Origin of the sequence: Streptomyces glomeratus, from assembly GCF_021462825.1 — a bacterium.
GTDB lineage: Bacteria > Actinomycetota > Actinomycetes > Streptomycetales > Streptomycetaceae > Streptomyces > Streptomyces glomeratus.
In genome coordinates this window covers 256,137-277,030 of sequence record NZ_JAKEEB010000007.1, presented here as the reverse complement: position 1 = coordinate 277,030, position 20,894 = coordinate 256,137, and the positions used below count along the sequence as shown (strand labels likewise).

The following is a 20,894-nucleotide window of genomic DNA, read 5'->3' as shown; positions in this document are numbered from 1 at the left end:
CCATAGAGCCGCGACCCGAGGAGAGCCCGTGATACCCGTACTCGCACTCGCCGACCTGGAGGCCGGCCGGCGGGCGACGCTCGACCAGCTGCACGACGCACTCCGTGACCACGCCATCGTCCACGTCGACGCCCGGGCCGAACTCGGCCCGGAGTTCTTCCCTTCCCTCCACGAGCAGACGCGGGCGTTCTTCGCGCTGCCCGAGGAGGCCAAGCAGGCCCTGGACATCGACAAGTCGCCCAACTACCGGGGTTATGTGGCGCAGGGCGCCGAGTACACCAACGGCGTGCCCGACCTGAAGGAGTCCTTCGAGTTCGGCAAGGAGACCGCGGCGCCCGAGGGCGAGGAGCAGCCCTGGCACGCCGGCCTGTACGGGCCGAACCAGTGGCCCGACGCGTCCGTGCTGCCCCGCTTCCGGCCCGTGGTCGAGGCCTACTCGGCGGCCATGGACCGCATCGCCCTGGCGACCCTGCGCGCACTGCTGCTCACCCTGGACCAGCCGGCCGACTCGGACCACGCCGTGACGAGCGGCGAGCTGTGCTCCTACTCCCGGCTGATCCGCTACCGCGACCCGGCCGGTTTCGGCGCCGGGGACTCCCGGCTGGAACGGCACACCGACAGCGGGCTGCTGACCGTCAGCCTCCAGGAGCAGCGCGGACTGGAGGCCGAGGCGGCGGACGGCCGGTGGGTGCCGGTGGAGCCGCCCACGGATGTCTTCTCGGTGTTCGGCGGCGAGCTGATGGAGGTGTGGACGCACGGCTACTACCGGGCCTGCCCGCACCGCGTCCACAACTCGGCGCTGCGCACCGAGCGTCTTTCCTACGCCTCGTTCTTCCTGCCGGACCTGCGCCGGCCGCTGGTGCCGGCCGACCGCGCGTCCAGTCCCCGGCTGAGCGGGCCGGTCGCGGTGCCCGCCGGCAACTCCTGGCTCGCCGGGGGCCGGGAGCTGTCCACGACCGCTCCCGTCGGCGAGCTGGAGTGGGCGCGCATGAACGTGATCTTCCCCGGGCGGAACAACGACGGCCCGGACACCGAGAACGGAGAGGGGCAATGAGCGACAACACCCACGGAACGGCCTTCAAGGAAGTCCCGGTCATCGGCATCGGCCCCCTGGTGACGCCCGACCCCGACCCCGAGGAGCTGCGGCTGACCGTGGAGCGGATCGGCGAGGCCTGCCGGGATGTCGGCTTCTTCTACATCACCGGCCACGGCATCTCAGACGCCGACAGCCGTGCCCTGTTCGACGCGGCCCGGGACTTCTTCGCCCTCCCCCTGGAGGAGAAGATGAAGATCCGTCTCGGCATCACCGAGCAGTTCCGCGGCTATGTCCCGCTGGGCGGCGAGGTCACCGCCGGCAAGACGGACTGGCACGAGTGCCTGGACCTCCAGCCGCAGTCCGGCCGGCAGGCCAGCACGATCGCCGCAGCCGCGGCGGCCCGGCGGGCCGACCTCCATCCCCTGGACGACCCGGGCCAGTGGCCCCCGGCCCTGCCGTCGTTCCGTGAGACCGTGATGCGGGCCTGGGACCAGCTGTACGGCCTGAGCGCCCGCATCGCCGCCGGCATGGCCCTCAGCCTCGGCCTGGACGAGCACTACTTCGCGCCGTTCCACGGCGTGGAGCTGAGCGACCTGCGGATGGTGCACTATCCGCCCTACAACGAGACCATCGGCAGGACGGCGCCCGACAAGCTGTCGATGGACGAGGTCGACCACGGCTTCGGCGCCCATGTCGACTACGGCTTCCTCGCCGTGCTCCAGCAGGACGAGGTGGGCGGCCTCGAGGTGCGCAACGCGGAGGGCGACTGGATCCCGGCACCGCACATCCCGGGCACCTTCCTCGTCAACATCGGCCAGATGATGCAGCGCTGGACCAACGACCGTTACCGCGCCACATGGCACCGCGTCCAGCTCCCGGGGGCCGTCGACCGCTACTCGATCCCGTTCTTCTTCGAGCCCGCCTACGACGCCGTGATCACACCGCTGGACGTCTGCTGCGACGACGACAACCCGCCGCGCTACGAGCCCTGCCGGTTCGGCCCCTATGTGGTGGAGCTCTTCTCCAAGGCCTACGACTGAGCCGGCGCGGCACGTCACGACTCCCGCACACCCGACACCAGGAGACAGGTACCCCTTCATGGACAAGCCCCTGATCGTCAACTCGTGGAACGAGTGGGACCCGCTGCAGGAGATGGTGGTCGGCTCCGCCGACAACGCCAACTTCGAACCCACCGAGCCGGGCAGCCGTCCCGCCGTCCGCAACGCGCCCGACACCCCGTTCCCCACCGGCCCCAAGTCCAAGGAGGCCATCGACCGGGCCAACGAGGAACTGGAGGGTCTCGTACGGCTGCTGAAGTCCCAGGGTGTCACAGTGCGCCGCCCGGAGACGCACGACTTCTCCGCCCCGGTGCGCACCCCCGACTTCGAGGCGGAGAACCAGTACTGCGCGGTCTGCCCACGCGACGTGATGATCACCATGGGCAACGAGATCATCGAGGCCACCATGTCGCGCCGCGCCCGGTACTTCGAGTACCAGCCCTACCGCAAGCTGGTGTACGAGTACTGGAACGCCGATCCGCGCGTGGAGTGGACCACCGCGCCCAAGCCGTCCATGGCCGACGGGATGTACCGCGAGGAGTTCTGGGAGTGGCCGCTGGAGAAGCGGCACGCCCGGATGCATTCCTTCGAGTTCTGCATCACCCAGGACGAGGTCGTCTTCGACGCGGCGGACATGAGCCGGCTGGGCCGCGACATCCTGGTCCAGGAGTCGATGACCACCAACCGGGCCGGCATCCACTGGCTCAAGCGGCACCTGGAGCCGCGAGGGTTCCGCGTCCACCCGGTCCACTTCCCGCTGGACTTCTTCCCGTCGCACATCGACTGCACCTTCGTACCGCTGCGTCCGGGGCTGATCCTCACCAACCCGGAGCGCCCGCTGCGCGAGGGCGAGGAGCGGATGTTCCTGGACAACGACTGGGAGCTGGTCGAGGCCCCGCAGCCGGTCCTGAGCAACGACGAGATGCCGCTGTACTGCCAGTCCTCCAAGTGGCTGTCGATGAACGTGCTCAGCATCTCCCCGACCAAGCTGATCTGCGAGGAGCAGGAGAAGCCCCTCCAGGAGCTGCTCGACAAGCTCGGCTTCGAGGTCTTCACCGTCCCCTTCCGCAACGTCTTCGAGTACGGCGGCTCCCTGCACTGCGCCACCTGGGACGTACGGCGCGAAGGCACCCGCGAGGACTACTTCCCCCGTCTCGCCTACCAGCCGCTGGTCTGACCGCTCACGATGGGAGCCCCCATGTACATCCTCGGCATCAACTCGGTCTACCACGAGTCGTCGGCCTGTCTGCTGAAGGACGGGAACGTGGTCGCGGCGGCGGAGGAGGAACGCTTCAACCGCATCAAGCACGGAAAGCAGGCGCGCGCCGACAACCCCGACGAACTGCCCGTGAACGCCATCCGGTTCTGTCTGGACAAGGCAGGCATCACCCTGGCGGACGTGGACCACGTGACCTGCGCGGCCGACCCCGCGGAGATCAAGGCCGTCAAGGACGGGGGACTGCCCTCCCCCTGGGACAGCGCCGAGAAGCAGTCGCTGTTCCTGGGCACCCTGCCCAACATCCCCAAGAAGTTCGCGGAGCTGGGCTTCACCGGCGACTTCCACTGGGTGGCGCACCACACCGCGCACGGCGCGTCGGCGTACTTCGCGTCCACCTTCCCCGACGCCGCGGTGCTGGTCGTGGACGCGCTCGGCGACGACGCCTACTCGACCCGCTTCTACCACGGCAAGGGCAACGAGCTGGACTGCGTGCAGAGCGTCCGCTACCCGGCGTCCATCGGCTACCTGTGGGAGCTGGTGTCGGTCTTCCTCGGCTTCGGGGTCTACGACGCCGCCAAGGTCATGGGACTGGCCGCGTACGGCGACCCGCAGCGGTTCGCGGAGGGCTTCGCCCGGCTCGCCTGGACCACCGACGACGGCGGCTTCGACATGCGCCACGACGTGCTGAACTTCAGCGACATCCTGTACTACCCGCCGTCCGCGGACACCTCGGGTCTGGAGTCGGTGCTCGGCGTCCGGCCGCGCCGCCCCGAGGAGCCGCTGGAGGACGTCCACCACGACATCGCCGCGGCACTCCAGGAGAAGACCAACGAACTCGTCCTGCACATGGCGCGCCATCTGCACGGCCTGACGGGCGCGAGCAGGCTCTGCCTCGCGGGCGGTGTCGCCCTCAACTGCGTCACCAACCAGGTGGCCTTCGAGCAGGGCCCGTTCGAGGAGCTGTACGTCCAGCCCGCGGCGCACGACGGCGGCCTGTCCCTGGGCGCCGCCCTCCATGTGTGGAACGCGATCCTCGGCAAGGAGCGCGGCCAGGAGATGCGCCACGCCTACTGGGGCCCGTCCTACACCGAGGCGGAGATCGACAAGGAGCTGGCCGCCCGCGACGGCCTGGTGGTGGAGCGTCCCGAGGACTTCGAGGCGCACGTGGCGCGACTGCTCGCCGAGGGCCATGTCATCGGGCTGTTCCAGGGCGCCATGGAGCTCGGTCCCCGGGCGCTCGGCAACCGCAGCATCATCGGCGACCCCCGCAGCCGCTCCATGCGCGACGACCTCAACCACAAGGTCAAGCACCGGGAGTACTTCCGTCCGCTGGCGCCCAGCGTGCTCAGCGAGGCGGTGCCCGAGTGGTTCGAGATCGCCAAGGAGACCAGCGCGGGCGACTTCATGCTGATGGCCTACCCGGCGAAGGCCGACAAGCACGACCGGATGGGTGCCGTCCTGCACGTCGACAACACCTGCCGCATCCAGGCCGTCCGAGCCGACGTCAACCCCCGCTTCCACCGCATCATCAGCGAGTTCGAGGCCCTCACGGGTGTGCCCATGGTGCTGAACACCTCGTTCAACGACCAGGAGCCCATCATCTGCTCTCCGGCCGACGCTCTGGCCACCTTCCTCAAGACCGAGATCGACTACCTGGCCATCGGACCGTTCCTGGTACGCAAGGCGGACGCGGTGGGAGGCAGGGAGGAGGCCGCCGAGTGAAGCTGCACATCGCGCGCCTCCAGGAGGCGGTGCGCCGCATGGTCGAGGACCGGGGGCCGTACTGGGCTCCCGACCCGTCCGACGTGCACCTCGCCGACCGGGTCGCCGCCCTGCGGGAGGCCGGCGGAACCGACACCGCCGGCCGGTCCGCCGCGGGGCGGTACCTCGCCGAGGTGATCGTCGCGGCGGTGGCGCTCGCCAACAGCTACGGCATCCCTCTTCAGCAGGCCTTCAACGAGGCGTCGTGGCCGGCCGACCTGACCGAGGGATCGCTGTGGCCCGAGCGGCCGCTGCCGCTTCCGCAGGCCGTGGCCCGGCTCGAGGCCGCGGCCGCGCCGGTCCGCCGCACCCTGGCCTTCGACCGCTCCGACGCCCGGCAGGGCAGCGATCCGAGTGTGGTGGCCCTGCGCCGTCTTCTGCCCGGTCTGCTGACGGCCGCCATGGCCGGCTTCGCCTCGCACGAGGAGCTGACCGATCAACTGGTGCGGCTGCTGGAGAGCACCCGGAGCATGGACCGGGCGGCGGAGGAGTCGGAGTTCGACCCGTCCCGGGCCGAGTCGGTGCGGATCATCCGCCCCGTCCAGATGGAGACCTTCTGCCCGTTCGCCCAGAAGTCGGTGCTGTGGGGGCCGCCGGCCTACGACGAGGACCGCTCGTTCGGGGACAACATGAAGGCGTCCCTTCCGGCCGTGCGCCGCTTCCTGAGGATTCAGGACCGGGATGTCATCGACGGGTTCGTGTACGCCTTTCCCACCCGGGTCTTCGGCGGCACGTTCGACGACCTGACCCAGCTTTTCCGGGATTTCGTCGAGTTTCTGCACAGAAATCTCACCGAGGCGGCTCCCGCGGGTCTCGACCCGGCGATCGCCGCGGATCCCGAGTGGTTCTTCGTGCTGGAGGGAGAGGAATGTTTCATCAGTGTGTTCGCGCCCTGCTACCCGCATGACCATTCGCGGTACATGAATGGCGTCGAGGGCCATTTCCTCTTCATGCTGCAGCCCGAGGCGGCCATCGTCCGGGTGCTGACGAAAGACGACTACCACCCGCGTTCCGAGGCGATACGCCAGCGATTCCGGGACGGATTCCAGCGCTATCCGCTGGCCGACCTGGAGATCGACCGGTTCCTGCTTCCGCTGCGGGCGGACGATCCACCGGTCAGGTGGTACGAACTGGCCCCCACCCGCTGAACCGGCCGCGGACGACGGCGGGGTGGCCCGGGACCGGGTCCCGGGCCACCCCGCCGCCCGGCGTCGGTGCTCGGCGGCTCAGCTCAGCAGCAGCTTCCCGATCCGGCGCGAGGCGACGTACAGCCCGCCGGCGGCCAGCACGGCGAGGAACCCGACGTGACCGATCATGGTCGGGTCCAGGGTGCCCGCGGACAGTCCGCGGGCCAGCTCGATGCCGTGGTACAGCGGCGACAGCTCCACCAGCCACCGCAGCGACGGCGGGTACACCGACATCGGGTAGAAGGTCGTGGAGAACAGGAACATCGGCATCACGACGGCGTGGATGTAGTCGAACTGCGACGACGACCTCAGCAGTGTCGCGCACACCATGCCGATCGCCGCGAAGGCGGTCGCGATGAGCAGGGCCGTCGGGATCAGCAGCAGGGCCCACGGGGACGTGGCCAGCCCCATGGCCGCCATGACGCCGAGGAACGCCGTCGCGTACAGGCCGCTGCGCAGCACCGCCCAGGAGATCTCGCCGATCGCCACGTCGAGCGTGCCCATGGGCGTGGCCAGCACCGCGTCGTACAGCCGGTCGAAGCGCAGCTTGTAGAAGATGCTCAGCGTCTCGTAGACCGCGCCGTTCATCGCCGAGGCCACGAGAAGTGCCGGGGCGACGAACGCCACATAGCTCATGGGGCGGCCGTCCGGGCCGGTCACATCGCCGATCAGCGAGCTGAAACCGACCCGGAACGCCAGCAGGTAGAACAGCGGCTCGAAGACCCCGGACACCAGCACCAGCCAGGCCCGCGAGTACAGGAGCACGCTGCGCTCGACGAGACGGAAGGACAGCCCGGCGTAGGAGCTGGAGGGCAGCATCCGCAGCAGCGGACCGCCGCCGACGGGCCGTCCGGCGACGGCCGGCCGTGCGTGGGGGACCCCGGCCGCCGGGATCCGGGTGGGGGGCGTCCCCTCGGTCATGTCAGATCACCAGCCTGCGGTAGAAGCTCCGGCGGCCGGCCAGCATGCCGGTGACCAGCATGGCCACCAGGAACAGCGCGTGCCCGAGGGCCGGCAGCGGCGACAGACCGCCCAGCGTGACCGCTCTGACCAGCTCGTTGCCGTGCCAGATGGGGGAGATCCACACCAGGGGCAGGCACGGCCCGGGCAGCCGGTCGACGGGGAAGAACGTGCCGGCGAACAGCGTCATCGGCAGGACGACGAACCGGTTGAGGGCGACGAAGGCGTGTCCCTCCCCCCGGGTGACGGCGGCGAAGGCCATGACCGGGGCGGCGCACGCCGCTCCGGTGAACACCGCCAGCGGCAGCGCGAGCAGCACCCCTGGTCCGGTCCAGGCACCGAAGAGTGCGGCGGCGAGCCCGTAGATCACCGCGGAGATCGACAGGCGCAGGACGATCCACAGCAGTTGCGCCCCGTACAGCTGCTGGGGCGTGATGGGCGTGGCGACGACCGCGACGTAGTCCTGCTTCCACTTGAAGCCGGACAGGACGGGGTGGCCGGCTTCGTTCACCGCGGTGGCCACGATGCCGCTGACCAGCAGCGACGGGGCGATGTACTGGAGGTAGGTGATACCGCCCAGGAACGAGCCGTCCTTGACCTGGGAGCCGAGGCCGAGGCCCATCGCGCCGAGGAACAGCAGCGGCTGGAGGCCGGAGGAGTACAGGTTCGCGCGCCAGTAGCGCCGGTACCAGGACCACAGGACCTCCATGCGCAGTGCCATGGCCCGCCAGGGGCCGACCACCGAGCCCGTGGCCCGGACGGGCGTGGTCAGGGTCTGCCGGGGGGTGTCGGTGGCCATCTCAGTCCACCAGGGTCCGGCCGGTCAGACGCAGGAACACGTCCTCCAGGGTGGAGCGCCGCACCAGGCTGGACAGCGGCCGGACGTCCCGCTCCGAGACGCGGGCGGCCGTCGCGTCGGCGTTCTTGGTGTACAGCAGCAGCCGGTCCGGCAGCACTTCGACGCGCTCGGCGAGGTCCTCCACGGCGGACACGTAACGGGTCTGGGTGCCGGGATGGAACCGCAGCTCCAGGACCTCGCGGGTGGAGTACTGCTCGATGAGCCCGGCGGGGGATCCCTCGGCGACGATCAGGCCGCCGTCCATCACCACCAGCCGGTCGCACAACTGCTCGGCCTCGTCCATGTAGTGCGTGGTCAGGATGAGGGTGACGCCGCTCTGCTTGAGCCGGAACAGCCGCTCCCACAGCAGGTGCCGGGCCTGCGGGTCCAGACCGGTGGTCGGCTCGTCCAGAAGCAGCACCTCGGGGTCGTTGACCAGGCCGCGGGCGATGGCCAGCCGCCGCTTCATACCGCCGGACAGCGGCTGGACCTCGTCGTCCGCGCGGTCCGAGAGGCGGGCGAACTCCATGAGCTCGACGGCCTTGTCGCGCACATGCGCCCGTGACAGCCCGAAGTACCGCCCGTAGGTCTGGAGGTTCTGCCGGACGGTCAGTTCCATGTCCAGGTTGTCGGTCTGCGGGACGGTGCCGATGCGGGCCCGGATCGCCGGACCGTGCGTCTGCGGGTCCATGCCGAGCACCCGCAGGGTGCCGCCGGTGCGGGGCGAGGTGCAGGCGATCATCCGCATGGTCGAGGACTTCCCCGCGCCGTTCGGACCGAGCAGGCCGAATGCTTCCCCGCGGGCCACCTCGAAATCGATGCCGCGCACCGCTTCGAACGAGTCGAACCGCTTTTTCAGGCCTCTGGCCGAAACGACTGCGGTATCGTCGAAGCCCGCCTCGGTCCTGCTCACAAGCCACCTCCCCCATCATTCCATTGGCCGGTCGGATCCTATGAGGTCCGTGCACCACCCGCAACAACTCCAAGAGCCGACATGCGATGTTCGTGCCTGCCGCATGACGTCCAGTCACATTCCGTCGGCAGCGCCCTCATCGAGCCTTGCCGCACCTTCGGGCCGGTGTTAGCGTGACCACCGTGAACGCAATCGACCAGCACAACTCGTCCGTGGATACGGGATATTTCGTCGAGGTGTCCATTCCCGGAATGGAACTCTGGCCGGAGTTGCGAAACCGCGCCCGAAGTCTTCGCGAGCACGGCGTTCCCGTTCTCTTCCTCTGTGCCGCCGAGTTCGTCTCGGTGTACGAGGAGGTCGCCGACGAAGTGGTCGTCTGTTCCGACGTCTTCTCCGAAGAGGCCGTGGTGGAGGCGCTGACCCCCTACCGCGGCAGGCTCGACCGGTTCTCGATCGTCAACGACAAGATCTGGCCGATGCAGTTGGGCGCCGCGCGCCGCCTCGGCATGGACTTCCCCGGCTTCGAGGGGCAGCTGAACTGCCGTATCAAGCCCAGGCTGCGGGAGGTGCTGGGCGGCGTGCTGCCGCTGCGCACCGAGGTGTTCAAGGCCGCCGACCTGTCCCGGGAGAACGCCGCCGCCGTGGTCGAGCGGCTGGGCGTGCCCTTCGTGATCAAGCCGATCTGGGGCCAGGCGAGCGCCTTCGTCGAGATCGTGCAGGACCCGGAGCGCGCCTACGACGAGCTGGCGGAGACCTTCGAGGGCCTGCGCGAGGGCCATCCGCACGGCCCGTTCGACGACGGGACCCGGGTGTGGGACCCGCGCGGCGAGGTGCTGCTGGAGTCGTTCATCGCCGAGGGCCGGGAGCTGTCGTTCGAGGCGTTCGTGCAGGGCGGTCAGCTGGTGTCGCTGCTGATCCAGGAGAAGCTGCTCTGGGCCCAGGAGGACGGGTTCCGCCTGGAGACGGCGAACGTCTGCCCGACGCCGTTCGTCTCGGCGGAGGAGGAGGAGCGCATCCGTGTGATCCTCCAGGACGCGCTGCGCAAGCTCGGCGTGGACGACACCTTCGTCCACATCGAGCTCAAGTGGGACGGCGAGCGCGTGTCGATCATCGAGGTGAACCCGCGCATCGGCGGGGGCAGCGTGGCCAAGACGCTCATGGCGTGGCTCGACGTCGACGTCCGTGACATGGGCCGCAAGCTCCAGATGGGCGAGCCGCTGCCGCGGACGTACCCGCGCGCCAAGGAGGGCTTCCTGCTCGGGGTGTTCGTCAACGCCGAGGAGTCCGGGATCTTCAAGGAGTTCACCGGACTGGACTGGGTGCGCGCCCAGCCGGAGTTCGACTTCGAGCAGCAGTACCTGCAGCCCGGCCACCGGGTGCCGGCCCGTGGCGAGTCGAAGGCCACCCGCGAGGGCTGGATGTACACCTACGACGCCTTCTACCACTGCACGGACGTCGACCGGATCTCGTATCTGCACGAGGAGACACGGAACCGCGTCAAACTTGTGTTCGAATAGGAGGGGGTGGGGCCGGGTGTCCCCGGCGCCCCGCTGTGCGGATCGGTGGGCCACCGCCGGGTGAGAGACTGGTGGCCCAGAGACCGTTCCGACCCGGGGGTCGGCCAGAAAGGAGCCCGGCCGTGTCCAGTGCGCGGACCATCCGCCAGTTCGAGCAGCGTATGGCCGAGGTCCTCAGGATCCGGCCGGCCGAGGTCAACAAGATCTTCCGGGGCGCCCGCCCGACCTCCATCAGGGTCAACCGGCTGCTCGACGAGGACACGTACCAGGACACGCTGCGGGCCGTGCGGGAGAAGGCGCCCAAGGCCTTCCCGGTCGACTGGTGCGAGCACACGTTCCTGTGGCCGGAGAGCGACGGCTTCGAGGACATGCTCGCGCTGGCCCACGAGGGCCGTGTCTACCTCCAGAACGCCTCCAGCCTCATCCCGCCCGTGGCGCTGTCGCCGCGCCCCGGCGACAGCGTCCTCGACGTGGCCGCGGCCCCCGGCGGGAAGGCATTCCACCTCGCCGCGCGGGTCGGCAACGACTGCCGGCTGTGGCTCAACGACGGCGCGGCCCCCCGCGCCCGCAAGATGGGGGAGCTGGCCGAGCTCTACGGCGTGCGCTACGCGGAGCTGACCACGCACCCCGCGCAGTACATCGACAAGTCGCTGCCCGCCGAGTCCTTCGACCGCATCATGCTGGACGTCCAGTGCTCCGGCGAGGGCCGGATCGACCTGCGCCGCCCCAGCTCTCTGCGGTTCTGGTCCGAGGAGCGCATCGAGAAGTACAAGTTCCTCCAGACCAAGATGATCAGCGCGGCCTACAAGCTGCTGCGGCCCGGCGGCGTCATGGTGTACTCCACCTGCACCCTCAGCCCCGAGGAGAACGAGTTCCCGGTCAGCCGGAACCTCGAGCGGCACAAGGACCTCACCCTGGAGCCGCTGGACTTCTCGGAGCCGTCGTTCCTGCCCGGCGTCACCTCCTGGCGGGGCATGAAGTTCGACGAGCGCCTGAAGGACGCCGTCCGGGTGGCGCCCACCGACACCTTCGAGGGCTTCTTCGTCGCCCGCATCGTCAAGGCGCCGGCCGGGAGCGAGTAACCCGCGCGCGGGCCGTGCCGCCGCTCCCCGACCGGCCCTCGGCTCAGCCGGCCGGCGGAACGACGTCCGCCGCGACCTTCTGCTCGGCGACGTCCAGAGCGTGCCTCGTGCCCTCCTCGTCGTCGGCCACCGCGATCAGCGCCGCGAGCCGCGGAATCGGGTTCCTCGGCGGCAGTAGCAGCCGGGTCCCGGGCGGGGCCAGCACCGTGGCCTGGACGATGCCGGGCACGGCGGCGGCCTCTTCGAGATCGACGCCGCGCACCTCGCAGTCCTCCGCGGGATAGACGAAGCGGACCTCCGCCGTGCGGGCCCGGTCGCGCTCCGCCGCCGCGGGGAACCGGGGCGCGCGGCCCAGGGCGATCTCGGCGGCCGCCTTCACCAGGTCGATTCCGGTGGCCATCCGGCTGATCAACGGGATCAGATCCCCGCCGAGCCGGCCGTTCAGCTCGACCAGCCGGGGCCCGGCCGGCGTGAGCCGGACCTCGGCGTGCGTGACCCCGAAGTCGACCCCGAGCACCCGGTGTGCGGCCCGCACCAGTTCCACCACCTCCGGCGGCAGCGACTGCGGGGTGACGGCCGTCACCAGATGGCCGACCTCCTCGAAGTACGGCGGGAACCCGAGGCGCTTGCGGGCCACGTGCACACAGTGGACCTCCCCGTCGAAGACCGCGCTGTCCACACTGATCTCGGGTCCGTCCAGGTACTCCTCGACGAGGATGCCCTCACCGGCCGGCAGTGTGGCGTACGCCGCCTTGGAGGCCAGCTCGAAGGCCGCACGGACCGCGTCCCCGTCCGTGGCTTTGACCACGCCGATGCTGCCGGCCAGCGAGCGCGGCTTGACCACGACCGGCCAGCCCGACTCCGCCGCCGCGTCCGCCGCCTCGTCGGCGGACGTCACCAGCCGGTGGCGGGGCGACGGCAGTCCCGCCTCGGCCATCAGCGACCTGGTCAGGTACTTGTCCCGGCACCGGGCCACCGCGGTGGGCGACATATGCGGCAGCCCCAGCTTTGCGGCGGCCGCGGCGGTGGCCTCCAGAACCAGCTCGTCCCAGGTGAACACCCCCGTCCGCCCGTCCGGACCGGCGAGTTCGGACACGGCGGCGGCGATCGCGCCCGGATCCGTGCAGTCGACCACCCGGTGATCCGCCAGATACCGGGACTGCCAGGTGGGGGGCGCCGGCAGAACCGCCGTCAACTCGTAGTCCTCGACGAGCGAGTGGAAGGAGTACTCCCGGTAGGGCTGCCCTCCGCTTCCCACGACCGTCAGCCGCGGCCTCGCCTGTCCTGTCACAGCATGTCTCCCCTCGATGATGCCGGTGCGGTCGTGCCGGTGTGCGAGAGGCCGGCCGGCTCAGCGTCCCGCGGCGCGGCCGAGGAGTTCCCGGCCGTCTTCCCCTCGTACGTGATCGACACGGATCCCACGATCCACCAAGAACGCGACGGATGCCACGGCCGCAGGTGAACGTCGCCCGACGGGTATCCCGGCGGGCCGCAACACCGTTCCCCGGCCGAGGAGTTCGGGACGTCCCGGGTAGGCGGTCAGCCGCGCCGCGCCGGACCGCTCGCTCACCCCTATCTCCGTGGGCGGGACACGCAGACCGTCCCCGGTGGCCTTCAGGACCGCCTCCTTGTACGTCCACCACCGCACCAGCATCCCCGGCCGCAACTCCTCGGGCGCCTCACCCAGCTCGGCCCGCTCCTCCGACCGCAGCGCGCGTTCCAGGGCGGCCGGCCGTGGCGCGGCCGGGCCTCCGGGCGGCGCCTCGGCCGCGTCGAGACCGACCGCCGCGCCCGTGCTCACCGCCACGGCGACCGCTTCGCCCGCGTACGACACCGACACATGCAGCGGTCCCTCGATCCGGGGCCGTCCGTGCGGCACGGCGCAGTCCGGACAGTCCCGCACCACCGGCACCTCCCGCGCGGCACACCCCAACTCCCGGGCGGCGGCCAGCCGCAGCAGGGCGGCGGACACGGTGAAGCGGCGCCGGTCCGCCTCCCTGGCGTAGCGGTCGCGGCGGATGGCCTCGGCGGGGCCCAGCAGGGCGTCCAGTTCCGGCCGGTAGTCGCCGCCCCGGGCCCACCACACCCGGCAGGCGGCCGCCGGGATCATCCGACCCTCTGCCCGGCGGACTCCACGGCCGTGCGCACATCCCGTACGACATGTGTCAGCAGGGGCCGTGGGTCGTCGCTGAAGTAGAAGTGGCCCCCGTCGAACAGCCGGGTGCCGAGGAACGCGGCGGACCGCTCCGTCCACGCGGCCAGCTGCCGCGGCGGCACGGAGGCGTCGTCGTGGCCGCCGTACACCGACAGGGGCACGCGCAGGGGCGGGCCCGCGGTCGACTCCCAGGTCTCCACCAGGCGCAGGTCGGCCCGGATGAGGGGGCCGAAGATCCCCCACAGGCCCGGGTCGTCCAGCAGTTGCCGGGGCGTGCCGCCGAGTTCGGCGACATGCCGGCGCAGCTCCTCGTCGCCGAGCGTGTGGCGGCGCAGGGTGAGCGGGGTGCCGGGTGCACGGCAGGCGGAGACGCCGAGCCAGACCGGCGGAACGCGCCCTTCCGCGACCAGCCGGCGGGTCAGCTCGTAGGCGACGATGCCCCCCATGCTGTGCCCGAAGAAGGCGTAGGGGACCTCCGGTTCGGGACGGACGGTCTCGAGGAAGAACGCCAGAAGGCCGTCGAGGTCGTCGATCGGCCGTCGTCCCATGAGGGTGCCGTGTCCCGGCGCGTCGAGGGCTTGCAGCTCCCAGCCGTCCGGGAGCAGCCGGCGCCAGGCCTGGAACAGGCTGCTCGATCCCCCGGCGTGGTGGAATCCGAACAGCCGGACCTCGCCGGGGTGACGCGTTGCGGTACCGCTCAAGGGTGGTCCTTCCGTGCCGGCCGTGCCCCTTGGGGCCACGGTGCCCGTTCATTGCAGCTGCCTTGTCCGCCGGCAGCCTGACGGCGTTCGCGACGGTGGCGTGCGATCCGGGGGCCACGAGGGTGATGCCGGCCGCGCGTCACACCGGTGCCGAGGGCGACCGGCCGCCTGGTCGTGGTGATCCATCGCCGTCGGGACCGGTACGCCCCCTACGAAAACTACGTCAATCACGCTGGCTGTGCGGTGAGTTGCGTCACCGCGCAGGTCGGTGTCGCAGGCGTGCCCGCGGACGCCGCCGAGTGGCGCTCGTGGCGGCCATCGACGATGTGCCCGCCGTCCGCGGGCGCCCGTGATCAGGCCAGGCTGTCCCGCCAGGCCCGGTGCAGATCGGCGAACCGGCCGGTGCCCGCGATCAGTTCGGCGGGACTGCCGTCCTCGACGACGCGTCCGCCCTCCATGACCAGCACCCGGTCCGCGATCTCCACCGTCGACAGCCGGTGCGCGATGACCACGGCCGTACGACCGCGCAGCACCGTCTCCATGGCCCGCTGCACCGCCCGTTCGCCGGGGATGTCCAGTGAGCTGGTCGCCTCGTCGAGGATCAGGGCCGCCGGGTCCGCCAGCAGTGCGCGGGCGAACGCGACGAGCTGGCGCTGACCGGCCGAGATGCGGCCACCGCGCTTGCGGACGTCGGTGTCGTAGCCCTCGGGCAGCGCGCTGATGAAATCGTGCGCACCGATCGCCTTCGCCGCCCGCTCGATCTCCTCGTGCGTCGCGTCCGGACGGCCGATCGCGATGTTCTCGGCGACCGTGCCGGAGAACAGGAACGCCTCCTGGGTCACCATCACCACCGCGCGCCGCAGTTCGGGCAGGGCGAGGTCCCTCAGGTCCACACCGTCCAGCAGGACCCGGCCGCCCGTGGGGTCGTAGAAGCGGGCGAGCAGCTTGGCGAGCGTCGACTTGCCGGCGCCCGTCGCGCCGACCACCGCGACCGTCTGCCCGGCGGGCAGCGTCAGCGAGAAGCGCGGCAGCACCTCCCCGCCCGTCCGGTACGCGAACCGCACGTCCTCGAACACGACCTCGCGGCCCGGCTGTCCGCCCGCGCGCCCCGGGAGCGGCACCGGCGCGGACGGCTCGGGCACCGACGGCGTCTGCGCCAGCAGCCCCGCGATCTTCTCCAGCGAGGCCGCCGCCGACTGGTAGGCGTTGAGGAACATCCCGAGCCGGTCGATGGGGTCGTACAGGCGCCGCAGATACAGGACCGCGGCCGCGAGCACACCCAGCGCCAGCGAGCCGCCCGCCACCCGGTAGGCGCCCCACAGCACGATGCCGGCCACGGCCGTGTTGGCCACCAGCCGGGAGCCGGTGACATAGCGGGCCATCTCCAGGAGCGCGTCGCCGTTGGTCCGGGCGTGCCGGGTGTTGAGGTCGCGGAACTCTCCGTCGTTGACGGCCTCCCGGCGGAACGCGCGCACCGGCCGGATGCCGTTCATCGTCTCGGCGAACTTGACGATGACCGCGGCGATCGCGGTCGACCGGCGGCGGTAGATCCGGCCCGCGCGGCGCCGGTAGAGCCGCACCAGCCAGTACAGCGGCACCAGGGACGCCACCGCCACCGCGCCCAGGCCGGGGTCCAGCCAGAGCAGCATCACGGAGATGTAGACGAACGACAGGATGACCGTGACCAGTTCCTGGAGGCCCTCGCTGAGCAGTTCCCGCAGCGACTCCACGTCCGTCGTGGAGCGGGAGATCAGCCGGCCGGAGGTGTAGCGCTCGTGGAAGTCGACGCTCAGTGCCTGCGCGTGGCGGAAGATCCGGCCGCGCAGATCGAGCAGCACGTCCTGGTTGACACGGGCCGAGGCGACGACGAACGCGTACTGGAGCCCGCCGCCGGCCGCGGCGGACAGCAGATAGCCGACTCCGACCGCGATCAGCGGACCGTGGTCGCCGTGCCGGAAGGCCGGTACGGCACGGTCGATGGCGTACGCCACCAGCAGCGGGCCCACCTGCACCGCGGCCTGCTGGAGCAGGAGCAGGACACAGGTCGCCACGGTCCGGGCCCGCAGCGGGGAGAGCAGGGAACGCAGCAGTGCGGCCGTGGCGCCCGGGGGTGTGGGCAGGGCGTCACGGTCGAACAGGTCTCCGGAAGTGGCGGACGGCGGGACGGGCAGGCCCCTCTCCTCGTCCTCCTCGTTCGGCGCGGCGGTCGTCTGCGCCGTCATCGGGCCTCCTCGCGGTCCTCGCCGTGCCCGGGGTCTCCGGACATCAGATGGGCGTACTCGGCGTTGGTGCGCAGCAGTTCCTGGTGGGTGCCGACGGCGGCGATGCGGCCGCCGGAGAGGAGGGCGACACGGTCGGCGAGCAGGACCGTGGACGGGCGGTGCGCCACGACCAGCGCGGTCGTGCCGTCCAGCACCCGGCGCAGGGCGGCCTCCACCGCAGCCTCCGTGTGCACGTCCAGGGCGGACAGGGGGTCGTCCAGGACCAGGAACCGGGGCCTGCCGACGACCGCGCGGGCCAGGGCGAGGCGCTGCCGCTGGCCGCCGGAGAGACTGAGGCCCTGCTCGCCGACCTGCGTCCGGGTGCCCTGCGGAAGGGAGTACGCGAAGCCGGCCTGAGCGATGCCGAGGGCACGCTCGAGGTCCTGCTCACCGGCGGTGTCCGGAGCCCCCATGAGGACGTTCTCGCCGACGGAGGCGGAGAAGAGCGTGGGTTCCTCGAAGGCGACGGCCACCTCGGAGCGCAGCTCCTGGCGGGACATGGCCGTGATGTCCAGGCCGTCCAGCGTGATGCGGCCCGAGCTCAGTTCGTGCAGTCGGGGGATGAGCGCGGTGAGGGTGGTCTTCCCGCTGCCGGTGGCACCGACCAGGGCCATGGTCTCGCCGGGGCGGATGTGCAGATCGATGTGGTCCAGGACGGGGGGCGAGCCGGAGGGGGCGTCGGGGTAGCGGAACCGGACGCCCTGGAACCGCAGTCCGCTGTCCTCGGACTTCGGTGACCGGCCGCCCGGGCCCCCGGGTCCTTCCGTCTCCGGCTCCTCGTCCATGACTTCGAAGAACCGATCGGTCGCCGTCGCCGCCTCCTGGCTGATCGCCAGCAGGAACCCGATCGAGTCGACGGGCCACCGCAGCGCGAGCGCGATGGACAGGAAGGCCACCAGGGTGCCCGCGGAGAGGTCGCCGTTCGCCACCCGCACGGTGCCCAGCACCAGTGCCGCGCCGATCGCGACCTCCGGCAGGGTGACGATGACCGCCCAGATCCATGCGAGCAGCCGTGCCTTCTCCAGCTCGGTGCCGCGCAGCGTGCGGGAGAGCTCCCCGAACGCCCGTGCCTGGCTGCGGTGGCGTCCGAACCCCTTGATGATCCGGATGCCGAGCACGCTCTCCTCGACCACGGTCGTCAGATCGCCCACCTGGTCCTGTGCCCGCCGTGCCACCTGCGAGTACCGCCGCTCGAACACCGCGCACATGACCACCACCGGGATGCCGGGCCCGAGGATCACCAGGCCGAGCGTCGCGTCCTGGGCCAGCATGATGATCACACCCACGACGATGGTCACCCCGTTGACCAGCAGGAACGTCAGCGGGAAGGCGAGAAACTGACGCAGCAGCATCAGATCCGTCGTACCTCGCGACAGCAGCTGTCCCGAGGCCCAGCGGTCGTGGAAGGCGACCGGAAGGCGCTGCAGATGCCGGTACAGATCCGCGCGCATGTCGGCCTCGACGCGGGACAGCGGCCGTGCCACCAGCCACCGCCGTATCCCGAACAGCACCGCCTCGGCGATCCCGAGCAGCAGTACGTACAGCGCGCCGAGCCACACGCCCGCCGGGTCCCGGTCGGCCACCGGCCCGTCCACCAGCCACTTCAGGACGAGCGGGATCACCAGGCCGACGCAGGAGGCGACGATCGCGACGGACGCGGCGGCGAGAAGCCGTGTCCGCACCGGCCGCACATACGGCCACAGACGCAGCAGGGTGCGGACGGCCGAGCGCTCCTTGGGCGTTACACGTTGTGTGGGCATCACTGGCGAGCGTACGGAACGGCACTGACAGTGCCCACCGAGTTTTGGCCGGACCCGGCTCCGCCGTAAGTCCTACGACCTGCGTGTTCGGGGTCGTACGACCTGTCGTGGCGGAGCCGGCGCACGGCACCGGTCACGCCCTCTTCAGTCCGCCACCCGCAGCAGCAGCACCGCCCGGGCGGGCACCGTCACGGTCGAGCCGGCCGGGTACGCCGTCCCCGGCGCACGGGTCTGCTCCTCCCGGGAGGTGTCCACGACCAGCTCGTACCGCCGCGCCCAGGGCGGTCCCGGCAGCACGAAGCTCACCGGCCGGTCCCCCGCGTGCAGGACCGTCAGGAAGCTGTCGTCGGCCACCGGTGCCCCCCGGGAGTCCCGGCCCGGTATGTCGCGGCCCGACAGATACATGCCGAGGGTGGCCGCGGGCGCGTACCAGTCGTGTTCCGTCATCTCCTCCCCGCGCGCCGTGAACCACGCCAGGTCCCGCAGTCCGTCCGCCGAATGGGCCCGTCCGGAGAAGAACGCGCGGCGGCGCAGCACCGGGTGGCGGTGGCGCAGCGCGATCAGGCGGGAGGCCAGCTCGAACAGCTCCCGCCATCCGGGGTCCCGCAGCAGGCCCCAGTCCACCCAGCCGGTCTCGTTGTCCTGGCAGTAGGCGTTGTTGTTGCCGCGCTGGGTGCGGCCCATCTCGTCACCCGCCACCAGCATCGGCACCCCCGTCGACAGCAGCAGCGTGGTGAGGAGGTTCCGCAGCTGCCGCCGCCGCAGCGCCCGTACCCCCTCCTCGTCCGTCTCCCCCTCCGCTCCGCAGTTCCAGGAGCGGTTGTCGTCGGAGCCGTCGCGGTTGCCCTCCCCGTTGGCCTCGTTGTGCTTGCGCTCGTATGTCACCAGGTCGCGGAGCGTGAAACCGTCGTGCGCGGTCACGAAGTTGACGGACGCGTACGGGCGGCGGCCACCCCAGGCGTACAGGTCGCTCGAACCCGACAGGCGGTAGCCGAGGTCCCGTACGTCCGGCAGCGCGCCCCGCCAGAAGTCCCGTACGGCGTTGCGGTAGCGGTCGTTCCACTCCGTCCACAGGGGCGGGAACGCGCCGACCTGGTAGCCGCCCGAGCCCACGTCCCAGGGCTCCGCGATCAGCTTCACCCGGCGCAGCACCGGGTCCTGGGCGATCACGGCCAGGAACGGGGAGAGCATGTCGACGTCGTGCATCGACCTGGCCAGCGCCGCCGCCAGATCGAAGCGGAAGCCGTCCACCCCCATCTCCGTGACCCAGTAGCGCAGGGAGTCGGTGATCAGCCGCAGCACATGCGGCTGCACCACGTGCAGTGTGTTGCCGCAGCCCGTGTAGTCGGCGTACCCGCGGCCGTCGGACTGGAGACGGTAGTAGCCGCGGTTGTCGATGCCCTTCAGGGACAGGGTCGGGCCCTGCTCGCCCGCCTCCGCCGTGTGGTTGTAGACCACGTCGAGTATCACCTCGATCCCGGCCGCGTGCAGGGCCCGCACCATCCGCTTGAACTCGCCGACCTGCTGGCCGGTCGTCCCCGTGGAGGCGTAGGCGGCGTGCGGGGCGAAGTAGCCGATCGAGTTGTAGCCCCAGTAGTTGCTCAGACCCCGCCGCAGCAGATGGTCCTCGTGGGCGAACTGGTGCACGGGCAGCAGTTCCACGGCCGTCACGCCGAGCCGCACCAGGTGGTCGATCGCCGCCGGGTGCGCCAGACCGGCGTAGGTGCCGCGCAGCTCTGCGGGGATGCCGGGGTGCAGCCGGGTGAAGCCGCGGACGTGCAACTCGTAGATCACCGAGTCCGCCCACGGCGTCTTCGGCCGCCGGTCGTCCGACCAGTCGTCGTCATCGTGCACCACGACGCCCTTGGGCACGTACGGAGCCGAGTCCCGCTCGTCGCGCACGGTGTCCGCGACCCGCTGGTCGGGCCAGTCCCGCACATGCCCGTACACCTCCGGCGGCAGACCGAAGTCGCCGTCCACCGCGCGCGCGTACGGGTCGAGGAGAAGCTTCGCCGGGTTCCAGCGCGCGCCCGTCCACGGGTCCCAGCGGCCGTGCACCCGGTAGCCGTACCGCTGGCCGGGCATCACGCCCGGCACGAATCCGTGCCAGATCTCGTGCGTCAGCTCGGTGAGCGCGACCCGGGTCTCCCGGCTCTCGGGGCCCCGCCCGTCGAACAGGCACAGCTCGACCGCCTCCGCACCGCCGGCCCACAGCGCGAAGTTGGTGCCCATGGCCCCGTCCGGGCCCGTGCGAAAGCGCGCCCCGAGCGGGGTGGGCGCGCCCGGCCACACCGGCACGGCCGGCACCGGGCGCCGCCTGCCGTTGAGCACGGCGGCCGGGCGCGCGGACCGTCCCCCGTCCGCCCGCTCCCTCTGCACTGCCTCCTGCTCGGCTGCGCTCGACACCGTTCAGCCTCCCGCGGCTCGTCGGGGCGACACGGGAAAA

Annotated in this window: 16 protein-coding genes; 7 read left to right on the top strand and 9 right to left on the bottom strand. The window is 71.1% G+C overall.

Features of this window, described 5'->3' with window-relative positions:
- Positions 1 to 28 precede the first annotated feature (28 nt).
- From LZ604_RS36025 to LZ604_RS11645, 5 genes are read left to right on the top strand one after another with little or no spacing between them, the layout of a single operon-like run.
- A complete protein-coding gene (locus LZ604_RS36025) occupies positions 29 to 1,054 on the top strand; it encodes a 2-oxoglutarate and iron-dependent oxygenase domain-containing protein (protein ID WP_234514922.1) in 1,026 nt (341 codons plus the stop codon).
- Complete coding sequence (locus tag LZ604_RS11660; RefSeq protein ID WP_234514921.1) at positions 1,051 to 2,076, top strand: isopenicillin N synthase family dioxygenase; 1,026 nt, start codon at positions 1,051 to 1,053, stop codon at positions 2,074 to 2,076. Before LZ604_RS36025 ends, LZ604_RS11660 begins: the two co-directional genes overlap by 4 nt.
- Positions 2,077 to 2,134: 58 nt before the next feature.
- Complete coding sequence (locus LZ604_RS11655; RefSeq protein ID WP_234514920.1) at positions 2,135 to 3,271, top strand: glycine amidinotransferase; 1,137 nt, start codon at positions 2,135 to 2,137, stop codon at positions 3,269 to 3,271.
- A gap of 21 nt (positions 3,272 to 3,292) precedes the next feature.
- Positions 3,293 to 5,035 (top strand): carbamoyltransferase family protein, encoded by a 1,743-nt coding sequence (locus tag LZ604_RS11650; RefSeq protein WP_234514919.1) that lies wholly within the window; start codon positions 3,293 to 3,295, stop codon positions 5,033 to 5,035.
- On the top strand, positions 5,032 to 6,222 hold the full coding sequence (locus LZ604_RS11645) for a YqcI/YcgG family protein (RefSeq protein WP_234514918.1): 1,191 nt from the start codon (positions 5,032 to 5,034) through the stop codon (positions 6,220 to 6,222). The genes LZ604_RS11650 and LZ604_RS11645 overlap by 4 nt, the downstream gene beginning before the upstream one ends.
- Positions 6,223 to 6,300: 78 nt before the next feature.
- On the opposite strand, the gene LZ604_RS11640 is transcribed toward LZ604_RS11645, so the two are convergent.
- From LZ604_RS11640 to LZ604_RS11630, 3 genes are read right to left on the bottom strand one after another with little or no spacing between them, the layout of a single operon-like run.
- A complete protein-coding gene (locus LZ604_RS11640) occupies positions 6,301 to 7,182 on the bottom strand; it encodes an ABC transporter permease (RefSeq protein ID WP_234514917.1) in 882 nt (293 codons plus the stop codon).
- Between the two features lies 1 nt (position 7,183).
- Positions 7,184 to 8,020: an ABC transporter permease gene (locus tag LZ604_RS11635; protein WP_234514916.1), complete on the bottom strand. Its 837-nt coding sequence runs from the start codon at positions 8,018 to 8,020 to the stop codon at positions 7,184 to 7,186.
- A 1-nt stretch (position 8,021) separates the two neighbouring features.
- Positions 8,022 to 8,972: an ABC transporter ATP-binding protein gene (locus LZ604_RS11630; RefSeq protein WP_234514915.1), complete on the bottom strand. Its 951-nt coding sequence runs from the start codon at positions 8,970 to 8,972 to the stop codon at positions 8,022 to 8,024.
- A gap of 182 nt (positions 8,973 to 9,154) precedes the next feature.
- Here LZ604_RS11630 and LZ604_RS11625 point away from each other — a divergent pair, with 182 nt between their 5' ends.
- Complete coding sequence (locus tag LZ604_RS11625) at positions 9,155 to 10,489, top strand: ATP-grasp domain-containing protein (RefSeq protein ID WP_234514914.1); 1,335 nt, start codon at positions 9,155 to 9,157, stop codon at positions 10,487 to 10,489.
- Between the two features lie 122 nt (positions 10,490 to 10,611).
- Positions 10,612 to 11,571, top strand: coding sequence for an RsmB/NOP family class I SAM-dependent RNA methyltransferase (locus LZ604_RS11620; RefSeq protein WP_234514913.1), 960 nt, complete (start codon positions 10,612 to 10,614; stop codon positions 11,569 to 11,571).
- A 43-nt stretch (positions 11,572 to 11,614) separates the two neighbouring features.
- Here LZ604_RS11620 and LZ604_RS11615 read toward each other — a convergent pair whose 3' ends face one another.
- From LZ604_RS11615 to glgX, 6 genes are all read right to left on the bottom strand, one after another.
- Positions 11,615 to 12,862 carry an ATP-grasp domain-containing protein gene (locus LZ604_RS11615; RefSeq protein WP_234514912.1) on the bottom strand — a complete coding sequence of 416 codons (1,248 nt, stop codon included), beginning with the start codon at positions 12,860 to 12,862 and terminating at the stop codon, positions 11,615 to 11,617.
- A gap of 60 nt (positions 12,863 to 12,922) precedes the next feature.
- Positions 12,923 to 13,681 (bottom strand): 4'-phosphopantetheinyl transferase family protein, encoded by a 759-nt coding sequence (locus LZ604_RS11610; protein WP_234514911.1) that lies wholly within the window; start codon positions 13,679 to 13,681, stop codon positions 12,923 to 12,925.
- Positions 13,678 to 14,427, bottom strand: coding sequence for a thioesterase II family protein (locus LZ604_RS11605; protein WP_234514910.1), 750 nt, complete (start codon positions 14,425 to 14,427; stop codon positions 13,678 to 13,680). The genes LZ604_RS11610 and LZ604_RS11605 overlap by 4 nt, the downstream gene beginning before the upstream one ends.
- A gap of 353 nt (positions 14,428 to 14,780) precedes the next feature.
- Positions 14,781 to 16,649 (bottom strand): ABC transporter ATP-binding protein, encoded by a 1,869-nt coding sequence (locus LZ604_RS11600; RefSeq protein ID WP_234514909.1) that lies wholly within the window; start codon positions 16,647 to 16,649, stop codon positions 14,781 to 14,783.
- A complete protein-coding gene (locus LZ604_RS11595) occupies positions 16,646 to 18,448 on the bottom strand; it encodes an ABC transporter ATP-binding protein (RefSeq protein ID WP_234514908.1) in 1,803 nt (600 codons plus the stop codon). Before LZ604_RS11595 ends, LZ604_RS11600 begins: the two co-directional genes overlap by 4 nt.
- Before the next feature lie 144 nt (positions 18,449 to 18,592).
- Positions 18,593 to 20,854 carry a glycogen debranching protein GlgX gene (glgX, locus tag LZ604_RS11590; protein WP_234514907.1) on the bottom strand — a complete coding sequence of 754 codons (2,262 nt, stop codon included), beginning with the start codon at positions 20,852 to 20,854 and terminating at the stop codon, positions 18,593 to 18,595.
- Between the last annotated feature and the right edge of the window lie 40 nt (positions 20,855 to 20,894).

What these genes read in the sequence shown, in the direction of transcription:
- LZ604_RS11660 (WP_234514921.1), top strand. Translation starts at nt 1,051, where the DNA reads ATGAGCGACAACACCCACGGAACGGCCTTCAAGGAAGTCCCGGTCATC.
- LZ604_RS11655 (WP_234514920.1), top strand. Translation starts at nt 2,135, where the DNA reads ATGGACAAGCCCCTGATCGTCAACTCGTGGAACGAGTGGGACCCGCTG.
- LZ604_RS11650 (WP_234514919.1), top strand. Translation starts at nt 3,293, where the DNA reads ATGTACATCCTCGGCATCAACTCGGTCTACCACGAGTCGTCGGCCTGT.
- LZ604_RS11640 (WP_234514917.1), bottom strand. Translation starts at nt 7,182, where the DNA reads ATGACCGAGGGGACGCCCCCCACCCGGATCCCGGCGGCCGGGGTCCCC.
- LZ604_RS11635 (WP_234514916.1), bottom strand. Translation starts at nt 8,020, where the DNA reads ATGGCCACCGACACCCCCCGGCAGACCCTGACCACGCCCGTCCGGGCC.
- LZ604_RS11610 (WP_234514911.1), bottom strand. Translation starts at nt 13,681, where the DNA reads ATGATCCCGGCGGCCGCCTGCCGGGTGTGGTGGGCCCGGGGCGGCGAC.
- LZ604_RS11600 (WP_234514909.1), bottom strand. Translation starts at nt 16,649, where the DNA reads ATGACGGCGCAGACGACCGCCGCGCCGAACGAGGAGGACGAGGAGAGG.
- LZ604_RS11595 (WP_234514908.1), bottom strand. Translation starts at nt 18,448, where the DNA reads ATGCCCACACAACGTGTAACGCCCAAGGAGCGCTCGGCCGTCCGCACC.